This is a genomic window from Rhodococcus sp. P14 (genome assembly GCF_000256505.1).
Lineage (GTDB): Bacteria > Actinomycetota > Actinomycetes > Mycobacteriales > Mycobacteriaceae > Rhodococcus > Rhodococcus ruber.
In genome coordinates this window covers 1-20,480 of sequence record NZ_AJFC01000373.1, presented here as the reverse complement: position 1 = coordinate 20,480, position 20,480 = coordinate 1, and the positions used below count along the sequence as shown (strand labels likewise).

The following is a 20,480-nucleotide window of genomic DNA, read 5'->3' as shown; positions in this document are numbered from 1 at the left end:
ATACTCGCTCGACGACCCGCACCGCGGTCGGGTTCGGCCGCACGTTCTGCGTCCGCCAGCGATCCGGGTCCTGCGCTGTCCGGGCCGCTTCCCAGTCCTTCTCGGCTTCCTGCTCGGCCCACTCCTCGAATCGCTCCCAGTCCTCTCGGATCTCGGGTGTCACCTGCGGATACAGCTCGCCTTCCAGCACCATCTCCCGCGCTGCCCGCCACGCTGTTTCCTTGGCGCGTACCGCGTCCTGGTACGTCGCGTCCGGGACCGTCGGGGTCGCCTGCTCGAACTGCTCGGCCGCGTCCTCGGTCATCTGCTGCAGGCGTAGAGCTTCCCGGTCGATCTGCTCCTGCTCGGTCGCCGGGTCGATTCCCAGCCACTCGACCAGGATTCGCCTGGTCTCGGCCGCGATCGTCAGGTCGATTCCCTCGACCTGCGCCCTGAATTCCTCGCTCTGCGGTGCCACTGTGTCCTCCCTGATCCTCGGTTCCGAACGTGTCCTGGTTGGCGTTCTCGTCCGCCACGCGACCTCCTCGACTGCGCCCGACCCTGGGCGGAGCTCCCCCCGATTCCGGGAACGTTTCAAGATCAATTTTACCCGATCACTGCACACGAAATGCATCCTGAACTGCGGTTACCCGACGTTCCGCTACCCGCTCCGCGATGCCCGTGGGGTGGCCGCAGCGACCGCCACCACGACGATCAGCGGAAGAACAAGAAGCCCTCCGACGCCGGCCACCAGCGCCCGAACCGGGCGGCCGTAACGGCGATAGGACCTGTGCGCACAGAAGAGCGCGGCCAGGAGTCCGAGCACATTGAAGATGAGCAGCACAACCATTCGATCCCCCTACCTCGGTGGACGCGACAGGCACATCCGCCGTCTCGTCGTCCAGCTGTGCCTACACCACGGCGCCGACGGTGCCGCGGGACGCATACGTCCGCAGGCCGGCAGAGCCCGTCTCGATTGCTCGCTGTCGCCACCGGCTGCCATCATGGAGGACAACGGACCGGATCGAGACGGAAGGGAGCACGCCGTGACCACACACGACGTTCGGGCACTGGTCGCTCGGTGGCGTGCGCTGCCCACCGAGGAGAAGGTCTATCGGCGGCGCGCCGCCGTGGTCGATCACGTGATCCACAGCATGGCGATGGAAGGCGAGCCGGTCTCCGACCGGTGGATCGAGCAGGCACGGCACCGCCAGCGCGCCATGCTGGGCTCGCACTGATCGTGCACGCACGGACCCGCGCAGCAGCGGTTGCCGGTGGGTGAGTCGGCGGAGCCGGTCGATACCGGCAGCACCCGCCAGTTCGAGACGCTGTTCGGTACGAAGACCTACCACGAGGTCGCCGATCTGATCGCCGAGCCGCTGCGCCGGCTGCTCGACGAGGTGGCCTCCGGTCACTTCGCCGACGAGGCGATGGACGTGGATCTGCTCCGCGAGTTCCATCGCCGGATCCTGATCGACGTGATGCCCGACATCGCCGGCCGGTGGCGCAGGAAGCCGGTCCGGGTGGGAGGCCACTATCCGCCGGAACACATCCATGTAGACCGGGAGATGCGGGAGCTGTTCCACAGCTTCACCGGCCGGCTCGACTACTGCGCCGGCGACGTCGAGCTTCAACTCGAAGCCCTCGCCTACCTGGAGGCTCAGGCACTGCATGTGCATCCGTTCGAGGATTTCAACGGCCGAGCGGCCCGGGTGATGGTCGCCGAAGCCATGCGGCGGCTGGACTTTCCCGTCCTCGAACTCAGCGTCGAACGCGACACCGCCCAACATGCCCGGTATGTGGCGGCGCTGCGGGAATGGGACCAGCACAGGTCGTTGGCCCTGCTGTGCGAATTCTGGCGGGACGTTCGTTTCGCATCGCTGGACGATCAGGACTGAGGGCCCTGCCTGCGACGCAGCGTGGAGCCGGGGGAGTAGGGGTGCCGCCCGTGAGCTCCGGTCGAAGATGCTGGACACGCACGCACAGGGATCCCGAGGGAATACGAACGCGCCTGTGCTGCGGGTTGGGCCGAGGACCTCGACCACAAGCGGAACAAGCGCCTACCGAGTGCGCAGACCCGAGGCGGTGGTGTCGAACTAGAGGCTCGGCCCATCGCGACGCAAGGTTGCATGCGTAGCGCGCATGCAATGCACGCATGCTTTCGGCAGCATGCGTCGGCCCATTCCGTCGGGGACACCGCCGCCCTCCCTGGTCCGTGGATGATCCAGTTCCGTGAGCGGAAGCGCGGACGGGACGTCGGGGACGGAAGACGAGAAGGGCCGGCCCGTACTGCGCAACCCCCTGCACGGCGCAGTCCGAACCGGCCGCCCTGCAGTGTGGCACGCTCGGTCGAGATCGAACTGAGAAACCCCGCCGGAGAGAGTTTGGGGGGCAACTCCGGCGGGGTTTCGGTCACCGTGCAGGGGGATGACGATGACACGAAAACTCTACCGAACGGACACCGACGCCGTGAGGTTTCCTGCCCGTACCTGCCCACGGCTGGGTAGCACCGGGAGTCGAACCATCACGCCCGCGCGACGCTGCAAGCTCGTGCCGCCGGCCCCCGAGTCCGTGCCCGGGGCCGCGATCAAGGGGGGCCATTTTCGCCCCGCCGATTCGGCGCCCGGTACTGACGTGCGCGGCGGTGTCGATCAGGGCGCTGCGAGGAGAAGTACCGCCGACGAGCTCCGGCCGACCATGATGGATAAGCACGATTATCCATGATTCATGTTGCGGTGCAACAGGACTGAACTTAACGGCGGGCTGCGAGATGCCTTGGCGCCGACGACGCCCGTCGCGCAGGAACACGAATTCAGACTCATCCAGGACCGAGACCGTCCCAGTCGGTCGATCCAGCCGCGTCGGCGGCAGCGAACAGCGCCCGGGACGCGCCGACGCCGTGGACTTGACCGCGCCGGTGCGCCCGCCCCGCGCCTCGTTCCCGCGAGACAACGCCGATATCCCACGAAACCTGCTGTGGCACAACCTGTCACGAAATGCCGATAAGCGTGATTATGTCAACTCGCACGCCCGTTATTGCATCCGATGCATCATTCGGCCTTCCCTGCGGCATCGCTTCGGTACCTCGGCTGCCGTGTGCAGACCGTCCGTGACCAGCGGAGAGGCAAGGTTCTGCGTTCCGGCTACCCGATACCAGTCGCACACCGCTTACCGCGCGTACGCGGCATACCGCGAGTCCTGCCAGGACGCCGGGTGCGAGCATCGCCTGCAGGCAGGCGCTTCGCGGTGGTCGAGGCTGTCCCGTGCTCCCACCAGTGAAAGGGGCGCATGGGCTGGTCACAGTGTGCCGTCCCTGTCGTTCGTGCATGTCATAGTGAGCGCATGCGGTCGACCTGCTCGCTCTACATCGATGCCGGATATCTGCTTGCCTCGGCTGCAACTCGCGTGACCGGCACGTCGCTACGCAGCGGTATTCACGTCGACTACTCCACGCTGATCAGCTCGCTGGTGGACACCGCGCAGGACCGGTCGGGGCTGCCGGTGTTGCGGGTGTATTGGTACGACTCGGCCCGCAACGGCATCCCCGACGCGCAGCAAGAACGCATCGGTGAGCTTGCCAAGGTCAAGCTTCGTCTCGGCCGCTTCGGTGTCAACGGCGAGCAGAAGGGCGTGGACCTGCGTATCGGCCTGGACTTGGTGGCTCACGCTCGCAACGGAGCCTCGGATGTGTTCTTCCTCGTCTCCGGCGACGATGACCTGACCGAAGCCGTCGAAGAGGCTCAGGTTCACGGCGTTCAAGTCGTGCTGCTCGCCGTCCCGACCGCGGTGGGCACCTCGCACGGGGTCAGCCGGCACCTGATCCGCGCTGCCGACGAGCTCGACGTCATCGACGGCGGAGTCGTCGATGACGCGGTGCTCAAGGTCGACCGTCAACCGGTGCCCGCACCGATTCCCACGCCACCGGCGCCCACGCCCGCCGTGGTCCCGGCGGTCCGGCCGGCTGGCCGGACCCCTCTGGACGTGGCGGCGCGGGTACCGGCCTCGTCGGCCCCGCGTCGGACCAGTGTGCTCGCCTACAGCAGCACCACCGGCTCCCCCGCTCAGGTGCTGCCGGGCTACGACCGCAACGACGAGACCGAGGACGACCACGCGATCGACGAGGTGGTGATGCGGGTGCTGGCCTCGTTCCGGGAAAGCGCCACCGCCGACGAGAAGCTCGAGCTCGATCGGGCCAGGCCCTCGATCCCGCGGGAGATCGACCGGGCCCTGCTGCTCGACGCGTCCGTCGCGATGCAGCACTACGACCTGGACGAGGACAGCCGGTACCGGTTGCGGGCCCGCTTCTGGGAGAAGTACGACGAGGGCTGAGACCCACCCGTAGGCATCTCCCAGCTCGTCCGCATCCGACCGGATGGTCGAGGTGCATGTCCGAATCCCCGCACATCCGAGAAAGAGACTGCACATGGCAGGTGGCAGGAAGCGGAAACGCAGTCAGGACCCTGCCCGGGTAGTCCGCACGAAGAACGCCGCACGTCGCGTCAGCACTGCCGGCACCGCGCGACACCGGTATGTCATCAAACGCGCCAGCAGCGGCCGGTGGGAACTGCGCATCTACGAGCGGGAGACCGACAGCCCGAAAGATGCACCCGCGCCGTTCGCCTCGCACATCCTCACACGCGACACCAGAGCCGAATGTGCCGCCATCGCGCGTGCCTTCCAGAACCTCGGCGACAGCTACAATGAGTTCAGGAACGGCTACCGCAGCCGACTGGACCAAGCTGTCGCCGATGCCGCCGCGGCGTTGCACACGGAGCAATCCCGGTCGGCGTCCTCCGGCGCTACCCGCGCCCCAGCTTCCCCCAAAGGGGCTGGTATTGCGCCCCCGGCCCGCCACTCCGGTACGAGCCCCGTCCCTCACGGTGGAGAGAAGTCCCCGGCACGGCGACCCGGCGACGCGGCATCTCCTGCTTCTACTCGTGGGATGTCGCCAGCTGCACCCGATGAGCCACGGTCTCGTGACGACCACGTACCGTCTCGACGTCGGAACGGGGCGGTCCCTCCACCCCCGAGGGCGAACCCAGCGTTCGCGCGTGCCGTCGCCGAACGACTCCGCCGGCCGGTGTTCGTCGACGCACGCGCCGGGCACTACCACGCGCACGACCACTGCGTTTCCAAGAACACGGTGCAGCACCGGTGCACCGCGGAACAAGCTCATCACAGCCGATTAGCTCCCTGCCCGAAATGCACCAGGTCACTGGTGCGGTTCCTGAACCGATGCCTGGGAGTGATAACGGCCGAAACCCGCATGCGGCATCCGCTGCCCCCGTTGACACCTCATGCCGCGAAGCCGGCACCCAAGCGCCCCAAGAGCGCTCAGCGGAGCGCAGGACACTCCGATACCGGGCGCCGACACGGTCGTGCGGGAGGTCAGGCACGAGAGATCCCCTACGGGCGGCCGTCCCGTGCCGACGATCTGCGATTCAATCATCGTTCACGTCTGGACTGGGGTAGCGCCTCGTACGGTCAGAACCCCGAAGAGTTCCTCGGCAGCCCTACCGACGACGACAACGACTGGCGCGGCAACAGCGCGCTCTACGAATAGCGCTCCACCCCCCTTGGTGACTTCTGCGCCCTTTGCGACGAGTGACGGCCGGTCGTACCGTGCTGCTTCCGGGCGGTCCCTCACTGCGCCGTGCCGGTGTGCATCGCGTGGCGCGCAGCCGCGGGGTGCTGACTCTCCGCTACGACTGGGTGAATTCCTGCATCCAGTCGCAGAGCGGCGTGACGGTGGCATCCGGGTCGTGTTCTCGCTCCTGCACCGTTCGGATCACCGGCGGGAGCTCCTCGGGGACAACAGGTTCGACCTGAACGAACGGTTCCTTCGTTGGGGCCGCCAGGTGCCACTCACCGGAGATCTTCACCAGCGCCACGACCTTCTCACCCGATATCGCGGCACCGGTGTCGAACTGCAGGGCACCGGCCAGCGCCGCCAAGGTCAGTTCGAACTCGTCGTCGCAGGCGTGACCGGAGCGCAGCACCGCCGCGGCCGGGCGCGGAACGTGACTGTCCTCGGCGGCGAGGAACGCCCGTAGGTTGGCGCGCAGGGTGAGCACCGCACGCTCGGGCTCAGCCTCGTGTTCGGCGAGGGCCAGCGCCACCGGACGCAACTGCGGGTCGGGGGCAAGCAACGGCAGCAGCGACATGCGGCGCTTTTTGCGTTCACTCGACAGCAGGCGCCGCAGCCCCGAGAACTTCTTCTTCACCACCACGGCGACGACGGGCAGGTCGTCGACCAGCCGAGCCGCCTCCACCAGCGGATCGAGTCGTGTACCGACCGCATCGTCGGGTAGCTCGACCACGACATTGCGGTACGCGAAGTCCCCGTCACGGGTGTAGAGGAATGCATCCGCAACCATCGAGCCCGCCTCCCTGCCCGGGGGCAGCGCGAGTTCGATCCGGTCGAGCACCGGGCACACGGTGGACACCGCTCGGCGGGTTCCGGTACTGCTCAGCACCGTCACTCGGGATTGGGCGGTCGCCGTCGTGACGGGCAGGGTGAGCCGGTCCGGCACGGCGAGTTGCAGATCGGCGCGACTACGCGCGACCTGCGCGAATTCCTCGGTCGAGACGTCGACGTCGCGGGGCCGAGCGTTGATCCGGTCGGGGCTCGAGTAGCCGTTCTGTCGGGCTCGACCCCACAGATTTTGCATGCGCATCCGCCGGTTCTCCGGATGCAGCGTGCGTTCGAGCATCCACAGCAGACGACCGGAGCCTCGCTCCGGGCGTGGGGACAGGGTCCACCACGACAGGCGGCGGGCCAGATCACCGGCCACCGCCGGCGCCCAGGTCGCCGACCCGAGGTAACCGAGGGCGCTGATCCACGCGAGGTACCGGGGCATCTCGTCGATCGCGCGCCGGAAGTCGGCCAGGGACATCCCACGTGGGGGCTTCGCGTGGAGCCTACGGGGATCGCGCAGCGCCAGATGCGCGGCCGCCAGGCAGAATCGAGACCCGAAGTGGCTGCCCAGACGCGAGGTCACCCGCCGCGACCACGACGAGAGCGCCTCCTGGACCACCGCCTCGTAGGTTCTCTGATTCACCGGCCACTCTCGAAGCGAGCGAACGCCGCTCGCCGTCATCTGCAGCACGTACTCCTCGGCCTCGGCCGCGTCGGCGGGGACCGGGACTTCGGCCAACGCAGCCAGGAGCTCGGCGGCGGACTCGACATCGATCATCAGCCGTGAGGTCAACGCACCGATCTCCGTCACCGCCAGGCCGTCCTCGGATTCGGTCACAAAGCCGCGGCGGACCAGGAAGTCGAGGGCCTCGTCGACGTCGTGAACCTCACGGGACTGGGCGTAGGCGAACGTCTCCTGAAACCAGGTCGACGCGTCGGATCGGTGTCGGATCGACCGGAGCAGGATCTCGGCGAGGACGGTATCGGCCAGCCGGTCGACGACCCGGCTGCGTGCTGTGTACCCGTCGGCGAGTTTATGACGCCAGAGGGCTTCCTGGTCGCGTGGTACCAGCATGAACCCGAACCCCTCGGGTTCCTGTCCGGCCCGTCCTGCCCGGCCGAACATCTGCTGAGCCTGACTAACCTCCAGAGCAGAGATTCCCAGCTCGAGATCCCGGATCACCACGAACCGGGCGGGGGTGTTCACTCCGGTCGACAACCCGGACGTGGCGACGAGAACGCGGATGTCTCGCTCCTTGAACGCGGTCAGCGCGCGCCCGGCCCGGGGCGCATCGCGAAAGTGGATTCCCACCCCACGCGCGAAGGCCGCATCGATCAACTGTTCGTCGTCGACCTCGCGGAACTCGACGCCGGCAACAAGCGCCGCGGTGCGTCGCACCGCGTTCTTGCTCCCACAGAAGACCAGGACACCGCCCTCTGCCGTCGCGGCGCTGAGGCCGACGGTCGTCGACTGCCCGGCAGTATCGACCAGCTCGCCGAGCAGATCCCGCAGAGCCCGGTCTTTGGCGGCTTCGTGCAGCTCCCGTCGTTCCTCGGCCGCTGGGGCGTCGTAGGCGACGAACTGGGTGTTCAGGATTGTCGGCCGCCACGCCGACCGGATCAGCTGAGCATGAAACCAGGAGGCGAGCTCGTCGGCATTGGACACGGTCGCCGACAGCGCCACGATCCGGGTGCGGGCTTCGGCGGCACGCAACCGGGCGATGAGCGATTCGAGGGTGGCGCCGCGTTCCGGATCGCCGACGAGATGCACCTCGTCGATGATCAGGCAGCCGACGCTGCCGATGAACTCGCGCAGCGAGGACCGCCGGTAGAGTGCCTCGAACTTCTCCGTCGTCGCCACCCACAGTTGCGCCTTGCGGACCGCCTCACTGGACATGTTGGTCTCGCCGGTCAGTTCGATGGCACGGATCCCGTGCTCGTTCCACCGCTTGGCGGTCTCACCGATCTCGGCGGCCAGAGCGCGTGCCGGCAACAGCCACACCGCCGGCCTGCCCTCTCCGACGATCGACCGCAACGCCGCAACTTCCCCGATCAACGTTTTCCCCGCGCTGGTCGGAGCCACCACCATCACATGCCCCGGACTCGACAGCACCACGGGCACGGCCTTCGACTGCAACGGATTGAGCCGGTCGTAGCGTGTCAGGAACTTCTGGAAATCCGGGGGGATCAGCACCGAACTCGGTGTCCACTCCTCCTCGCCGACGCTGACCGCCTCCCGATTGTCCAGCAGCGTGCGGAAACCCGCTTCGAGGTCGTCGATCTCCTCGGGGGTGTCGAAGACCGAGCCGGAGTTCTGGTTGCGCTCGATCTCGGTACGCGTGAAGTTCATCGAGTGGGTGACCGCGATGTCGTCGGCGATCAGCTCTTTCTCGTGGATGTACCGGACGCTGGTCAGGGCGATGTCGGCGCGGCGCAGCCTTCGCAGCACGGCGTCGTTGGACGCTTCGGGCCGGCAGAGCACCAGGACATCGACACCGCGCTGCTTGGCGGCGATCACCGCATCGAGGAGACGACGAGCCTGAGGGGAGGTGTCCCACCACGGGATCTTGATCCATACCCTGCGCTGGGCCGCGGTGATCAGTTCGAGCACCGTGTCGTAGAGGCTGTTCCCGCCGTCGTAGGTAGTCACACGCAGCCGCCGCACCGCATGCCCTCCTCGACTGCCTGACACCGTTGCCGTGCAGGTCAGACTACTGTGCCCGCCATGCGGCGGTGGTGGCGGCTCCGCGCGGTCACGACGTCGGTCCCGTGCACCGGCAGCGGCGACATCCACCGGATGTCCTGGAAATGCTCACCACACTCGCAGCCCTGCACGGTCAGGCCCTCGACGACATTCGCTGCAAGGCCGGCGAGAAGCGGGACCAGCGTGGCGGCTTCGCCGACCGGACTTGATCGACCGAGGGCCCCGGATCCAGCCCGGTTCACCGGCGTGACCGCACCAACACCGGTGTCGTCACGCCGTGCTTCCCTGGCGCAGCTCGAGTTCGCGACGCAGGAACGCGACGTGTTCCTGACCCGGATCGAGCTGGTAGTACGAGAGTTTGATTGCAGTAATACCGGCAGGTGCGGGCGAGCAGGGTGTCTGCTGACAGGGCGCCGTCATGTCGGTCGCTCTTGCTATGGTGGCAGCAGGTTCCAGAGTGGCAGTTGTCGGTACCTGGCCGGCTGCCCGGCAACCCCTTCTCCATCGACTGTGGGTGCCCCAGGGGAAGAACCGGTTCGCGCGGTGACCGCCGGCGGACAAGTCGATGGAGGCCCACGCCTCCGGAAGGTGGAGGGCGCGATGTCTTCGCACCATGACAGCGACACCCTGCGCAACGCGCAGGCGAAGTGGGAACCGATTCCGCCGGCCCGGCGGCGCGAGTGGTGCCGGGTCCTGCTGGAGTTTCCGCCGATCTGGCTGGGCACGATCCCCATGATCGCCACCCAGACGGCGGTGCTCGACGGCGGGTACACGAACATCACCGACTGGATCGACCTCGCCAAACGCGCCGAAGCGGTGGGGTTCACCCCGCACACGTGGCTGATCTTCCGGCTCGAACTCGACCGCGGCTATTTGGCCTCGGAGTTTCCGAACCATCCCGAACATCGCCCGAAGCGGCGAGGAAACGGGGGCCACGACACGACGATCGTCGACCCCGAGGACTTCGCGGCCTGGCCGCAACTGTACGAGTCGGGACACCGCGCCAGCGCGGCGACCAGACGTGCGTTGTCCGGCGAGGTTCCGGGCTTGTCCCCCTAGGTCCTCGCATCATGGGGAGGTGCTCGGTCCCCGGTCGGCGAAGCCGGTCTGCGCTATACGCAGAGTACGTACTGCGTGTCCGTTCTCGTCGACTGCCCGGTCCCGGCCGATAGCGCTTCGTATTCCGCCTTCGGCGCCGAGGGACGGAGCTAGAGTGAGCCGGCGACCTTCCCGTTGGACAGGAGGATACGCCTGTGGTGCAACGACTTCGGTCCGGTCCCGTGACCATGGCGATGCTGGTTGCGACGATGCTGGTGGCAAGCGGATGCGCACTGCTCCCTGGTGGCGGCCGTTCCGACGAGGCATCGGGGACGCCGGAGCCGTCTTCCTCGACCTCGGTGGCTCTGTCGGACAGCGAAGCTACCGACGTACCGGTCACCGGCGCCTGGACCGTGGCCGTGCCGCCCGGTGCGGGGCCGGCCGACTCGACCCTCACGGTCACCCCACTCGATGTTGCGGACCTACCCGGTGTTCTTGCCCGCGCGGAAGTGACCCTGTCCAGCGGTCAACCCCAGAAGCCGCTGACGTTCAGATACCGACTTCCGGAGCCGCTCCCGTCCGACGAACAGCTCTTCCTGATCAGTTACGACGCGCACGCGTCGAACTCGACCGAACCCGCGGCGACACAGGTGATCGAGCCGCAGATCAGCCCTGATCGCCGCACCGCGACAGCGGAGGTCACCCACCTGAGCATCAAGGAGTGGCTGGTGGCACGCGCCGAAGACGCCAATCACTTCCTCACCTCCGCGGCGGGCCTGCGTGCACGCCCGCCGTCCTGCCCATCCCAACCTCGCCCGAGATGGATGGACGATGTCGTGTACGTAGAGGACAGGAACGCACCCATGCTCGTGTGCACCGGTTCCGACCCCCACGATTCCGACACCGCGGTCGTCAAGATCCGCAACAATCGCGGCGTTGCACTGATCGTCACCGCACCGGTCACCCCGACCTGGGCGTTCGTCGATCTGCATTCCGGCCAGATCAGCGCCCTCACATCGGAAGTACTGTCCGCCACCACAGACGCGATGGGCGTGCCGGCGGACAGACGCTCCCGCACCTGGGTCCTGCCGCCCGGCGGCGGCGTCGACCTCGGATTCACCGAACAATCCTTGGCGCCACTGAACGGCATCTCGACGATGACCGCGACCGTGTCGACCTCGTCACTGGCGTACGGCGTCCTATGGAACGCGATCGAGGAAGCCGCGGACGATCCTGCCGTCTTGACGGCCCTGGAACTCGGTGTCATGGGTGTGTGCGTCACCGACGGGCTCACCACCACCGTCAGCGCTGCCGACCTCGGTGCCCTCACCGGCGGAATCGCATCGCTCGTGATGTGCGGTATCGAGAGAACCCCCGACATCCTTGCCGAGATTCAGGGCAGGCTGTCGACTCAGATGTGGGATCAGCTCACCGCGAAGGGCATTACCCGCACGGCCGCCGTCGTCGCGGGCAAACTGATGGCGCTCCTGGGGATTGGCAAAGCCACCGTCGTGGCCGGCGATCTGATCTCGACCCTGGCGCTCTCCAGCGGCGCCTACGAGATCACCCTGTTCACCCAGGTGAAGCCGCCGCCGGCGACCGCGGAATCCATCTGTGGGGGCAGGGTTGAAGACACCCGCAGCGTGCCTCACCCGCACCTGGGCACTGTGCAGGTCTCCACCGTCCTCGATGGCAAACCTGGTCTTGGTGGGGGCGGATGCGTCGCGGCCATCAGCTCGTCCGGACAGATCCTGGCCCGGGTCGATCTCGCCGTCTACGGCGACGCACTGGATTTCGCCGAGCCCACCACGGACGCCACCGGCAGTGTCTTCCTCACCTACAACCCCGGGCGATACAACGGTGTCCTGACCCTCGTGCCCAACGTCGACGGCTTCGAGACGATCGAGTGGGATGACGGATCCGGACCGAACTACACGAGCACCAGCCACGTCTATTACTACGCCGAGCTGGAAGGGCCGGGGGCCGATGGGCAGTACACGATTCGCCAGTTCGACAACGACTGCAACCCAAGCTGCGCTGCGGGCACCATCACCGACCGGATCCTTCGCTGGGACGGGCGCGCATACTCGTGACCAACGCGTTGATGTCGAAGAATGTGGCGTCGCCGAGCTCCGCAGGGGCGTCCCGACGTCAGGGAACGTTGTCAGCGGATTCCCCTCGAAGACACCCGCGGCGCCCCCGATCCCGGTGCGTGACCGTGGGCCTCGTAGTCGAGCGCGGCATACCGGTTACCGGCACCTGCAGGCGACCGGTCCGCAGATCCATGCCCTGTCCCCCGCGACACGGAGTTCTACAGGCCCACTGCCGGGAGCTGAGCGAGCAGATATGCCAGATCGTCGCGCACGACGACACCGAGCGGTTTCTGGGTCGGTAGACCCAGTTCGCTGACGATGACCGCGACCAGTGTGCCGGCTGGGTTTTCCTTGCGGAACCCGTCGATCACCGCGGCGACCGACACGGTGCGCGCGGTGGACGACCAATTCGGTCGGCTCGACAAAGTCGAGCACTTCTCGCACCAGAACCTGATCCACCAGGACCTCGCCGGCGTCGCTGATCTGCGTAGCCAGCCAGCGGGCGACGGCGTTGGTGGTCAACAGGCCGAGGTATCGGCCGTCCTCGTAGACAGGCAGCTGGGAGTACGAGTGCGCGGCCATCTCGTACAAGGCGTCGCGAAGCGGGTCGTCCGGGGCCGCGGTGCTCACCGCCGGTGCTCGCAGGCACCGTCCGATCTGGGCTGGGTGGAGCAGCTCGTGGTGGACGCGGCGCAGTCGGTCGACGGTGTCCGGGCGCGGTGTAGCGATGGGAACATCGCCGCGGTACGGATGGTGGACGATCGCGTTGCGCAGATCCCGGAACGCGGTGAGGGCCGGTTCGTAGCGACGGACAAGTGCGTCCCGAGTGCGGGTTTCGGCGATGATCTCGCCCATGGTACGAATATGCCCGGGTAGCGAGTACTTGTGCCGCAGATGCTTTTCGATGTCGGCCCACAGGTCGAGAAACTCGCGGGCCGGATCCTGAGAACTCGATGCTTCCATCCTCTCATCGTGATCCGGGGCCGACGCCGCCGTGCCAGATTCGGTGCTCTCCACCGAGGCGAACTCCCGTCCGGCACACGGCGCCGGCCGCCGACCCGTCAGGACGTTCGGCGGTCGCGCGGTACGACGCCCCCGGTCCGGTGGCCGCATCACCCTGCTCGCCTGCCTCGCTTCGGCGTCGGCCGGAGATCACCGAGCCGGGGATGGCGGTGCCGTCATCTCACCAGTCCCTCGGTGGCGTGGTTCCATACCGCGCCGACGAAGTCCCGCCGCTGCCGCCGGCGCGCCTCTGCAGTCGGACCGGTGGTTCCCATGGTGATCTCCAACGTGCGCCGCAGCGGATGCGGTGATCCTGCAATCGCGTCGTTGCGCTCCAGCAACCGCTCCACTTCTTCGGCGGTGGGTAGCCGGTTGCTCTTCGCTAGGTTGCACGGTGCGCACGCCAGGACCAGATTCCAGACGTGGTTGAGGTCGGGCCCACACCAGCTGCCGGTGTTCATCCAGGAGAACGGGAAGACATGGTCGACGTGGATGTCCGCATCGAGCTGGTCGAGTTCCTGATGGCAGTAGAAGCATCGACCGTGCTGGAAGCCGGCGATCGCACCGCGCACGGAGGTCAGCGGCACCCGTCGCGCCGGCGACACCACCACCGCTCCCCGGGGGTCGATCTCCACGCCCCGGTCGATGAGGGTGCGACCGATGGACGCATCGAACGACGCTTCGACGATCGACCACCGCGAGTCCAGTTCGCGGCCGAGCACATCGTCGGCGGCAGCGACACGGTGCAACTCCGGCGTCAACCGCACCATCGCGTTACTCCCCCGGCCCTGCACCCGGTAGAAGGCGTGCGCGACCTCCCCGATCCCCCGCAGATTGTGGAACTTCTGCATCACCATGCCGGGCATCGACCTCACCGCGGCCTCGACCAGTGCCTCCGTGGGCCGTCCCGCGGCCGACGACGCCGCCCGCTCCCGCTCCAGGATTGCCAGGAAATCGGTGTCACGAAGCTCGACGGCGGCCGGAGCCTGCGGAAAGCCGCCCTCCCGCGCGAGCAGCGCCCAGGCGTATCGCTCGGCCAACTCCGCAAGCGTCACGGCATCGCGCCCCGGTTTCGCCAGCTCGAGCAGCGCCGTCCCGAGGGCGAACTTGTACGTGCGGGAATTGACCCCCATCAGAACGGCCTGACGCCACGACGTGCGCGGTGTCGGCTCGACGCTGTAGAACGACATGCGGCAAGTATCACGCGTGGAAGGGACACCGATGGGAAAGCTGGTTCGCGACCGGATACCGGAGATCATCCGCGCCAGCGGCCGGACTCCCGACACCCGACAGCTCGACGCGGACGCCTACGAAGGCGCGCTGCACGACAAACTGGCCGAGGAGGCTCGGGAACTGCGCGAGTCCGGTTCGCCCGAGTACGCGCTGGAAGAGGCCGCCGACGTCTTGGAGGTCCTGACCGCGTTGGCGGCATGCCACGGTTACACCCTCGACGACGTCCGCAGGAAGGCGGAGGAAAAACGCGGCGAACGCGGCGGGTTCGCGGACCGGATCTGGCTCGAATAGCCGGGCCCGACAACCACAGAACCCTCCTTTTCCGTCGAGGCGATCCGGCCGCGTTCGTCCGAAGTCCGAGCAGGCGCGGACCGAGGAATCCACCGGAACCATGGGTAATCGATGATCATCGGCATGAGCCTGCGTCGCGGCGGAGGGAGGACGACATGGGATTCGGTTTCCGGCTCGCACCCGGGGTGCGGCTGCGGGTGTCCTCGCGGGGGGTGAGCGCCGGACTCGGCCCGCGGATCGCCCGAATACACGTCGGGACACGCGGTGTCGGTGTCTCCAGCGGCCTCGGACCGATCAGCGGCTACACGTCCTTGACCAGCGGCCGAGGCGGTACCTACTCGACCGGCTCGGGGTGGACGCAGACCGCCGAACGGCAGGCGCAGCGAGAAGAACGCCGCCGCGCCAAGGAACAAGCCCTCGCGGCGGCCCGCGACGACGTCGAGCGCATCGACAACCTGCACCGGGTGCACTTCCCGCCGGCGACGCGGTACACCGTGCCCGCTCCCGCCTACCCCTCCGCGCAGGCTCGCCACCGGTGGGTGCAGCAGCGATACCGGGACCTAATGCAGACCCGTTCCCGGCTCTCCCTGTCCGCCCGTGCGGAGGCGAAGCGACTGGCTGCCCAGCAGATCGAGTTCGAAACCGAGCAACAACACCAGTCCCTGCTGCGGTGGCAGGCCCAGGCTCAAGCCTGGTGGGACCAGCAGTGGAGCCGGCTCGTCGCCGGGGAGCGGGACACGGTCCTGGAGGTGCTCAACGACGCTCTCGCCGACAACGCACAGCCCTCCGCGGTCGTCGACTACCGGCACGGTGAGGCCTCGGTGGTGATCTGGGCGCCACCGTTCGAGCAGACACCCACCCGGCACCCGGACCTCACCCCCGCCGGCAACCCGACCGTGCGCACCTACACCAAGTCCGAGCGCCACGCTCTGTATCGCCGGTGGCTCGCGGGACACGTCGTGGTGACCTTGAAGGAGGTGTTCGCCGTCGCCCCGTCGGTGCTACAGGTCCGCTCCGTCGTTGTCCGCCCCGCGACGACCCACGGCTACGAGATCCTGCTGGCGGGGGTGCATTCCCGGCAGGTGATCGAAACCGCGAACTACGCGGCAGACGGTGCCGAAGAGATCTGGCAACGGGGGACGCACCTGCGCGTCGTCACCGGTGGGCGCACCAAGGAACTGCTCCCCCTCGATCTCGGCGACGAACCCGACCTGCGCGCCCTGCTCGGACACCTGCAGCACGGGGCCGAGGCGGCACCACCGGCCGTCGACGACCCGCCCAAGGACCCCGAGCCGGCCGTCCAGACCTTCCGGCTGCGCGACCTCATCGGACCGTTGACCTCACTCGGGTCCCGCGATCCGGGAGTGGCCTCCGTCCCGGTGGAGTATCCCGGCCCGGACCTGTCGGCGCTGGCGCGACGGACCGGTGTGCCCATGCTCGCCACCGGTCAGGGTATGGGCGTCAGTCTGGGAATGCTGCAACCGGTGGACGGCCGGGTCCGGGTGAGTGCGTTCACCGTCGATGCCGGGGCGCCCCCCATGGCTGCCCTCGGGCAGGGCACCCAGCACGGTGTCACCTTCGGGTATGTCGCGGACGGTGCCCTCACGCACTGGCCCCAGCTCGGTCACGGCCCGTCCTGCGTGGGCCTGTGGTGGACCACCGACCGCGGCGGCCGTCAACTCGTGCACATACTTTTTCGGCCCGAGCGCCTCACGTCCGTCTGATCCGGTATCCGAGCCCAGCGTCACGCCGATTCGAGGCGCTGAGGCTGCTTACAAGACGTGGGTGGGCACGGAGCCGCCGCAATTCCCCAGTGTCTAGGGTCCCGGGCCGCGGAAGCTACTGGCCATTGACATCTGTGATGGATCACGTGCGATCGGCACGGACAGGCTTCTGATCAGGCCTGCAGGCGGAGCGGGGCCGGTGCCGACGCCCGGAACGACAGGTCCTTCGCACGAGACACCCAGGGGTGGACAAATCACGCGTGAGTCAGTTCCAGGCATCGACACCGATCCTGACAACGATCCCTCACGGAACCGCTCCGACATGCACTCACAAATCACGCGACGACGTCGTACACCACCTCACGGGACTTGCCCCCTCACGGGAAGTCGACCTGACCTACAAAAGCCTATTAGCCACCACTGTCATGTTGAAACTGCCAGCAAGTCGAACAGGCGCACCAGTCCGCCTCTGGTGTTAACCTCATCCTCAAACTTGGACGAGGTGACCACTCCATCGCCTCGCCGGAGGTGCGAGGAGACCGGGTGAAAACTTCAAAACTGTGCGCCAATCTGTCCACATGGGCGTTCGTACTTTCAGCGCTGAGTCTGTTTCTCATGTGTGCCAGCAGTCTCTACTATCTCATGTCGACTGAGTGGATGGTCCTAACCGGAGCGAACTGGTTCTTCCTCGCGTTGTTCCTCGGAGCAGCCGGAATCGTATTTTCTGTCATCGCATCCGGGGCACGAAAGTCTGAAGCGAAAGCCGAGAGGGAAGAAGCGGAACGCAGGCAGGCGGAGCAGGCTAAGCGGGCTTCGGAGGAAGCCTATCGACAGGAACAGGACCGGTTGATTACCAGAGTCACGCGCGCAAATCAAAGCGCGACTGAGGCGCTGGGACGTCTGCCCATGCATCTTGAAGAGGCGAAGGCCTTCCTCCACCAGTCCGAGGTCGATTGGCGGGAGCGTGTATACAATCCCTTCTGGACGTCGCTGGAGGGCTGTGCGTTGAAACTGAAAGCCTTCCAGGACGACATTGTCTACATCCACTCGATGGCCGACCAGTATTCGGAAGCTGCCGCCCGTTATGACGGAGTCGTTCCACCTTTTTCTGTTACGGACGTGTCTGTGTCTGCCATGCAGTCTTACAAGACGATCTACGACGCAGTCGCGAAGGCGACGCGGCGCGCTATGGGCGACATTGAGTTTGCAAACATCTACGAGAGTTGGCACGGCAACCGCATAATGGCTGCTGGATTCTCCGATCTTCGGTCCGCCCTCAGTGAGATGTCTGTCAGTATCTCTAGCCAGATCTCCTCGCTCCACTCGAGCCTTGGCAACATCTCGGCCGGTATCGGCTCCTTGACAGGTGCGGTGAACAGTCAGTCCAGCATCCTGAATGGCCATGCCTCCATTTCTGCTTCCCAGAACGCGGAACTGATCCGCGCATCTAAGGTCAGCGCCCAGCGCGAGAAGGATGCAGCCAAGAGGCTCTGGAACATCGAGCACGGGCATAAGTCCGCGTTCTGAGTCTCTAGACAGTTGTGCGCGACCTCCGGACCGAAATCCTTCCAGTACTCGTGGCCATCGTGGATGCGCCGCCGCGGGATGTTCTTCGAGATCCGGCCGCGGCCATTGGCGTACTAGATGGTGCGCAGCTCGGTGTCACCGGCACTCCGAACTCGCGCCACAGTGCCTTGCGGGTGTCGAGCCATGAGTGCAGTATCGATCGCCACTGGTTCGGGCGGAACTCGATCCAGCCGTAGACGGCAAGCCGGACTGGGGATGGCCAGAATCGTCGACGTAGATCATGCGATCGAGATGCGTTGGCATCGGTCATGACCCGTGCCATTGCCCCAATGCGGACCCACCCCACCGGGGAAGTCCGTCGACGCTAGCTCGCGATCTTCCGGAGGCGCCGTTCCCGGCATCCGGGCTGTGGTCGCGGACATCTCCTTTCCGGAAGCTGGCTCGACCACCCGCGGCATGCGGCCACGGAGGCGGAGATCAGCAGGTACTGCCAACGGTGAGGGCGGCCAGGCGCGGCGCCAGCCAGGAGGCTACGCGGTCGAGGACGGCGACGCCGTCCTCGAAGACGCCCGAGGTCGGGGCCGCGGCCACGGCGATGGCGACCTGCCCGGCCGCGGTATCGGCGACTCCGAACTGGCGGACCAGGTAGCCGCCGGAGGGGTTCGGCCCCCAGCCGCCCTTGAACCGGGCGCCGGGAAGCGCTCCCAGCCCCCAGGATTGATCCGGCGAGACCTGCCCCATCAGCGTCAGAACCTCGTCGGCGGCGTCGCGGCAGGGCAGCGAGGCCGCGAACTGTGCTTGGGCGGTCAGCGGCCAGATCGTCTGCCCGAAGGCGGTGAATCCGGGGCGGGTGACCTGGGGTTGGACCATGGTGCCGGGGTCGCCGAACTCGGCCAGCACCTGCTGTACGGCGGCCGCGGCCGTCGCTCCGGAACCAAGGTCGTCCCACATCGCCTGGGCGGCATCGTTGTCCGAGGCTGTGATCGCGGCGGCGGCGTTGCCAGCTTGGGCGGGATCGGCAGTCAGCGCGGCGATGGCCAAGGGCACCTTGATCGTCGACCAGGCGACATCGGTCATCACGGTGCCACCGGTGATCACCTGCCCGCCGCCGACCGGGACGATCGCCAGACCCACCTGAGCGGGCAATTGCTGGGCGAAGGCATCGAACTCCTCCAAACCGCCGCCCACCCCCACCCCCACGCCCGGGCCGGCGGTCGCAGGGGGAACAGCCGGAGCGGGTCCGACGGACTCGGTGATCGTCTCGATGACAATCACATCCGGTTCGTCGTTGCCCGGTGGTGGGCTGCACGCGCCGACGGCGGTCGTGACCACGGCCGCGACGGCGACCGCAAGCAGGTGAGTGCGCGTGTTCGAGCGCCGAAGCTCGGCCATGTCAGTACAGATACACCACGGCGTCGTTGCCGCCGGTGCAGGTGACCACCGTGTTGCCCGAACAGGTCATCGTGTAGGTGCGGCCGGTGACCGGGCTGTAGGCGTCGACCGACACGACACCGCCCCGCACACCTTGGCGTAGGTATTCCGAACGCACCTCCTCGGCGAACTCGCACGAGGTGACACTGCTGCCCACTGCCGAGGTGCCGAAACTCGGGCTCGTGAACACACTCGGACAGGGCGTGGAGTACGCCGGCACGTTCTCCCCGGTTGCCGGTGCCGGGCTCGCGCCGCCTTGGGCCGGGGCCGGGCCGCCGGGTGCGGGCACGACCACGGTCGACGTTGACGTCGAGGGCCCGGACGCCCTGCTGTCGTTGACGATCTGCGGCCATAACCACAGGTAGCCGACCAGACCGAGCACGATGACGGCGAGCACTGCGACGACGATCCACACGGCCGCGTTGGAGTTCTTGGGCGGCGGTGCCGGATAGCTGGGCGGCGGCCCGTAGGCCGGTTGTTGCGCATAGCCGGGTGGCGGGATCTGCCCAGGCTGATGGGGCTGCGGGATCGGCTGGGGCTGTTGCGGCGGCATGTATCCGTCGCGGGCATCGTCGATGCGCGGGTACTGGGCGGTCGGCTGATCCTCGGGCGGGGGCCATCGGTAGTTGTGCTCGCCTGGCTCGGGCCCCCACTGCGGTGGCTGAGTCATATCCTCTGATGGCCCCTTCTTCTACCCCGACCCGCGCCGGCAGGTCGACTCACCGGACGCCCTGCCGGCCCGGCCCTCGAGCACGCGCTCCCCGGAGAAAATACGTGCGTTCCCCGTTGTCAGCGCTCCCCGGGTCCCATTCGTTACCGACCGTCTTCGATGCGAGCGTGCTCGTCTGTCGCACGTCACCGCCCAAAGCCCGGGTGAAGTGGTGCCTGCACCGCTGGGCAAACTCACCCCGTGCGCCCTCGACGCGATGTGAACCCTCGGCCTACGCCACCACCCGCGCGTCGTTCCGGTCGTCAACAAGCTGGCTGGCGTGGTCGGCCGTCACCGGGGCAACGGCGTTGGTGGTCAACAGGCCGAGGTA

Annotated in this window: 14 protein-coding genes and 1 riboswitch; of the genes, 8 read left to right on the top strand and 6 right to left on the bottom strand. The window is 67.2% G+C overall.

Features of this window, described 5'->3' with window-relative positions:
- The coding region (locus OEY_RS0126160) for a hypothetical protein (protein ID WP_010596692.1) at positions 1–457 on the bottom strand (457 nt) is incomplete at its 3' end.
- 568 nt (positions 458–1,025) lie between these two features.
- Here OEY_RS0126160 and OEY_RS0126150 point away from each other — a divergent pair.
- From OEY_RS0126150 to OEY_RS0126140, 3 genes are all read left to right on the top strand, one after another.
- Positions 1,026–1,217, top strand: coding sequence for a hypothetical protein (locus OEY_RS0126150; protein ID WP_010596690.1), 192 nt, complete (start codon positions 1,026–1,028; stop codon positions 1,215–1,217).
- A gap of 36 nt (positions 1,218–1,253) precedes the next feature.
- Complete coding sequence (locus OEY_RS0126145) at positions 1,254–1,877, top strand: Fic family protein (protein WP_010596689.1); 624 nt, start codon at positions 1,254–1,256, stop codon at positions 1,875–1,877.
- 1,444 nt (positions 1,878–3,321) lie between these two features.
- Positions 3,322–4,308: an NYN domain-containing protein gene (locus OEY_RS0126140; RefSeq protein WP_010596688.1), complete on the top strand. Its 987-nt coding sequence runs from the start codon at positions 3,322–3,324 to the stop codon at positions 4,306–4,308.
- A gap of 1,373 nt (positions 4,309–5,681) precedes the next feature.
- Here the strand turns inward: OEY_RS0126140 and OEY_RS29260 are convergent.
- The gene (locus OEY_RS29260) at positions 5,682–9,047 is read right to left on the bottom strand and encodes a DEAD/DEAH box helicase (RefSeq protein WP_192811093.1); all 3,366 of its coding nucleotides are present in this window, start codon (positions 9,045–9,047) and stop codon (positions 5,682–5,684) included.
- Between the two features lie 503 nt (positions 9,048–9,550).
- A riboswitch (SAM riboswitch) is annotated at positions 9,551–9,671 on the top strand.
- Between the two features lie 30 nt (positions 9,672–9,701).
- On the opposite strand from OEY_RS29260, the gene OEY_RS0126125 reads away from it, so the two are divergent.
- Both OEY_RS0126125 and OEY_RS0126120 read left to right on the top strand, forming a co-directional pair.
- Entirely contained in the window at positions 9,702–10,160 is a 459-nt protein-coding gene (locus tag OEY_RS0126125) for a hypothetical protein (RefSeq protein ID WP_043806002.1), read from the top strand.
- A 221-nt stretch (positions 10,161–10,381) separates the two neighbouring features.
- Positions 10,382–12,232, top strand: coding sequence for a hypothetical protein (locus tag OEY_RS0126120; RefSeq protein WP_157180037.1), 1,851 nt, complete (start codon positions 10,382–10,384; stop codon positions 12,230–12,232).
- Positions 12,233–12,450: 218 nt separating this feature from the next.
- Here the strand turns inward: OEY_RS0126120 and OEY_RS31345 are convergent, their stop codons facing one another.
- Positions 12,451–12,618 (bottom strand): hypothetical protein, encoded by a 168-nt coding sequence (locus OEY_RS31345; RefSeq protein ID WP_237713810.1) that lies wholly within the window; start codon positions 12,616–12,618, stop codon positions 12,451–12,453.
- A 792-nt stretch (positions 12,619–13,410) separates the two neighbouring features.
- Positions 13,411–14,424 carry an HNH endonuclease gene (locus tag OEY_RS0126105; RefSeq protein WP_010596683.1) on the bottom strand — a complete coding sequence of 338 codons (1,014 nt, stop codon included), beginning with the start codon at positions 14,422–14,424 and terminating at the stop codon, positions 13,411–13,413.
- Positions 14,425–14,455: 31 nt separating this feature from the next.
- On the opposite strand from OEY_RS0126105, the gene OEY_RS0126100 reads away from it, so the two are divergent.
- The 3 genes from OEY_RS0126100 (at position 14,456) to OEY_RS30695 (ending at position 18,009) form a co-directional block, all read left to right on the top strand.
- Positions 14,456–14,758 (top strand): nucleoside triphosphate pyrophosphohydrolase, encoded by a 303-nt coding sequence (locus OEY_RS0126100; protein ID WP_010596682.1) that lies wholly within the window; start codon positions 14,456–14,458, stop codon positions 14,756–14,758.
- Between the two features lie 155 nt (positions 14,759–14,913).
- On the top strand, positions 14,914–16,482 hold the full coding sequence (locus OEY_RS0126095; RefSeq protein ID WP_010596681.1) for a DUF4236 domain-containing protein: 1,569 nt from the start codon (positions 14,914–14,916) through the stop codon (positions 16,480–16,482).
- A 543-nt stretch (positions 16,483–17,025) separates the two neighbouring features.
- Positions 17,026–18,009 (top strand): hypothetical protein, encoded by a 984-nt coding sequence (locus tag OEY_RS30695; RefSeq protein WP_157180035.1) that lies wholly within the window; start codon positions 17,026–17,028, stop codon positions 18,007–18,009.
- A gap of 477 nt (positions 18,010–18,486) precedes the next feature.
- Here the strand turns inward: OEY_RS30695 and OEY_RS29250 are convergent, their stop codons facing one another.
- Together OEY_RS29250 and OEY_RS31335 are read right to left on the bottom strand one after the other, a co-directional pair.
- Positions 18,487–19,401: a hypothetical protein gene (locus tag OEY_RS29250; protein ID WP_010596679.1), complete on the bottom strand. Its 915-nt coding sequence runs from the start codon at positions 19,399–19,401 to the stop codon at positions 18,487–18,489.
- A 1-nt stretch (position 19,402) separates the two neighbouring features.
- The gene (locus OEY_RS31335; RefSeq protein ID WP_237713807.1) at positions 19,403–20,110 is read right to left on the bottom strand and encodes a hypothetical protein; all 708 of its coding nucleotides are present in this window, start codon (positions 20,108–20,110) and stop codon (positions 19,403–19,405) included.
- Between the last annotated feature and the right edge of the window lie 370 nt (positions 20,111–20,480).

Coding starts and splice junctions, on each gene's coding strand:
- OEY_RS31335 (WP_237713807.1), bottom strand. CDS start 20,110: ATGACTCAGCCACCGCAGTGGGGGCCCGAGCCAGGCGAGCACAACTAC.
- OEY_RS29250 (WP_010596679.1), bottom strand. CDS start 19,401: ATGGCCGAGCTTCGGCGCTCGAACACGCGCACTCACCTGCTTGCGGTC.
- OEY_RS0126140 (WP_010596688.1), top strand. CDS start 3,322: ATGCGGTCGACCTGCTCGCTCTACATCGATGCCGGATATCTGCTTGCC.
- OEY_RS0126125 (WP_043806002.1), top strand. CDS start 9,702: ATGTCTTCGCACCATGACAGCGACACCCTGCGCAACGCGCAGGCGAAG.
- OEY_RS0126105 (WP_010596683.1), bottom strand. CDS start 14,424: ATGTCGTTCTACAGCGTCGAGCCGACACCGCGCACGTCGTGGCGTCAG.
- OEY_RS0126095 (WP_010596681.1), top strand. CDS start 14,914: ATGGGATTCGGTTTCCGGCTCGCACCCGGGGTGCGGCTGCGGGTGTCC.
- OEY_RS0126100 (WP_010596682.1), top strand. CDS start 14,456: ATGGGAAAGCTGGTTCGCGACCGGATACCGGAGATCATCCGCGCCAGC.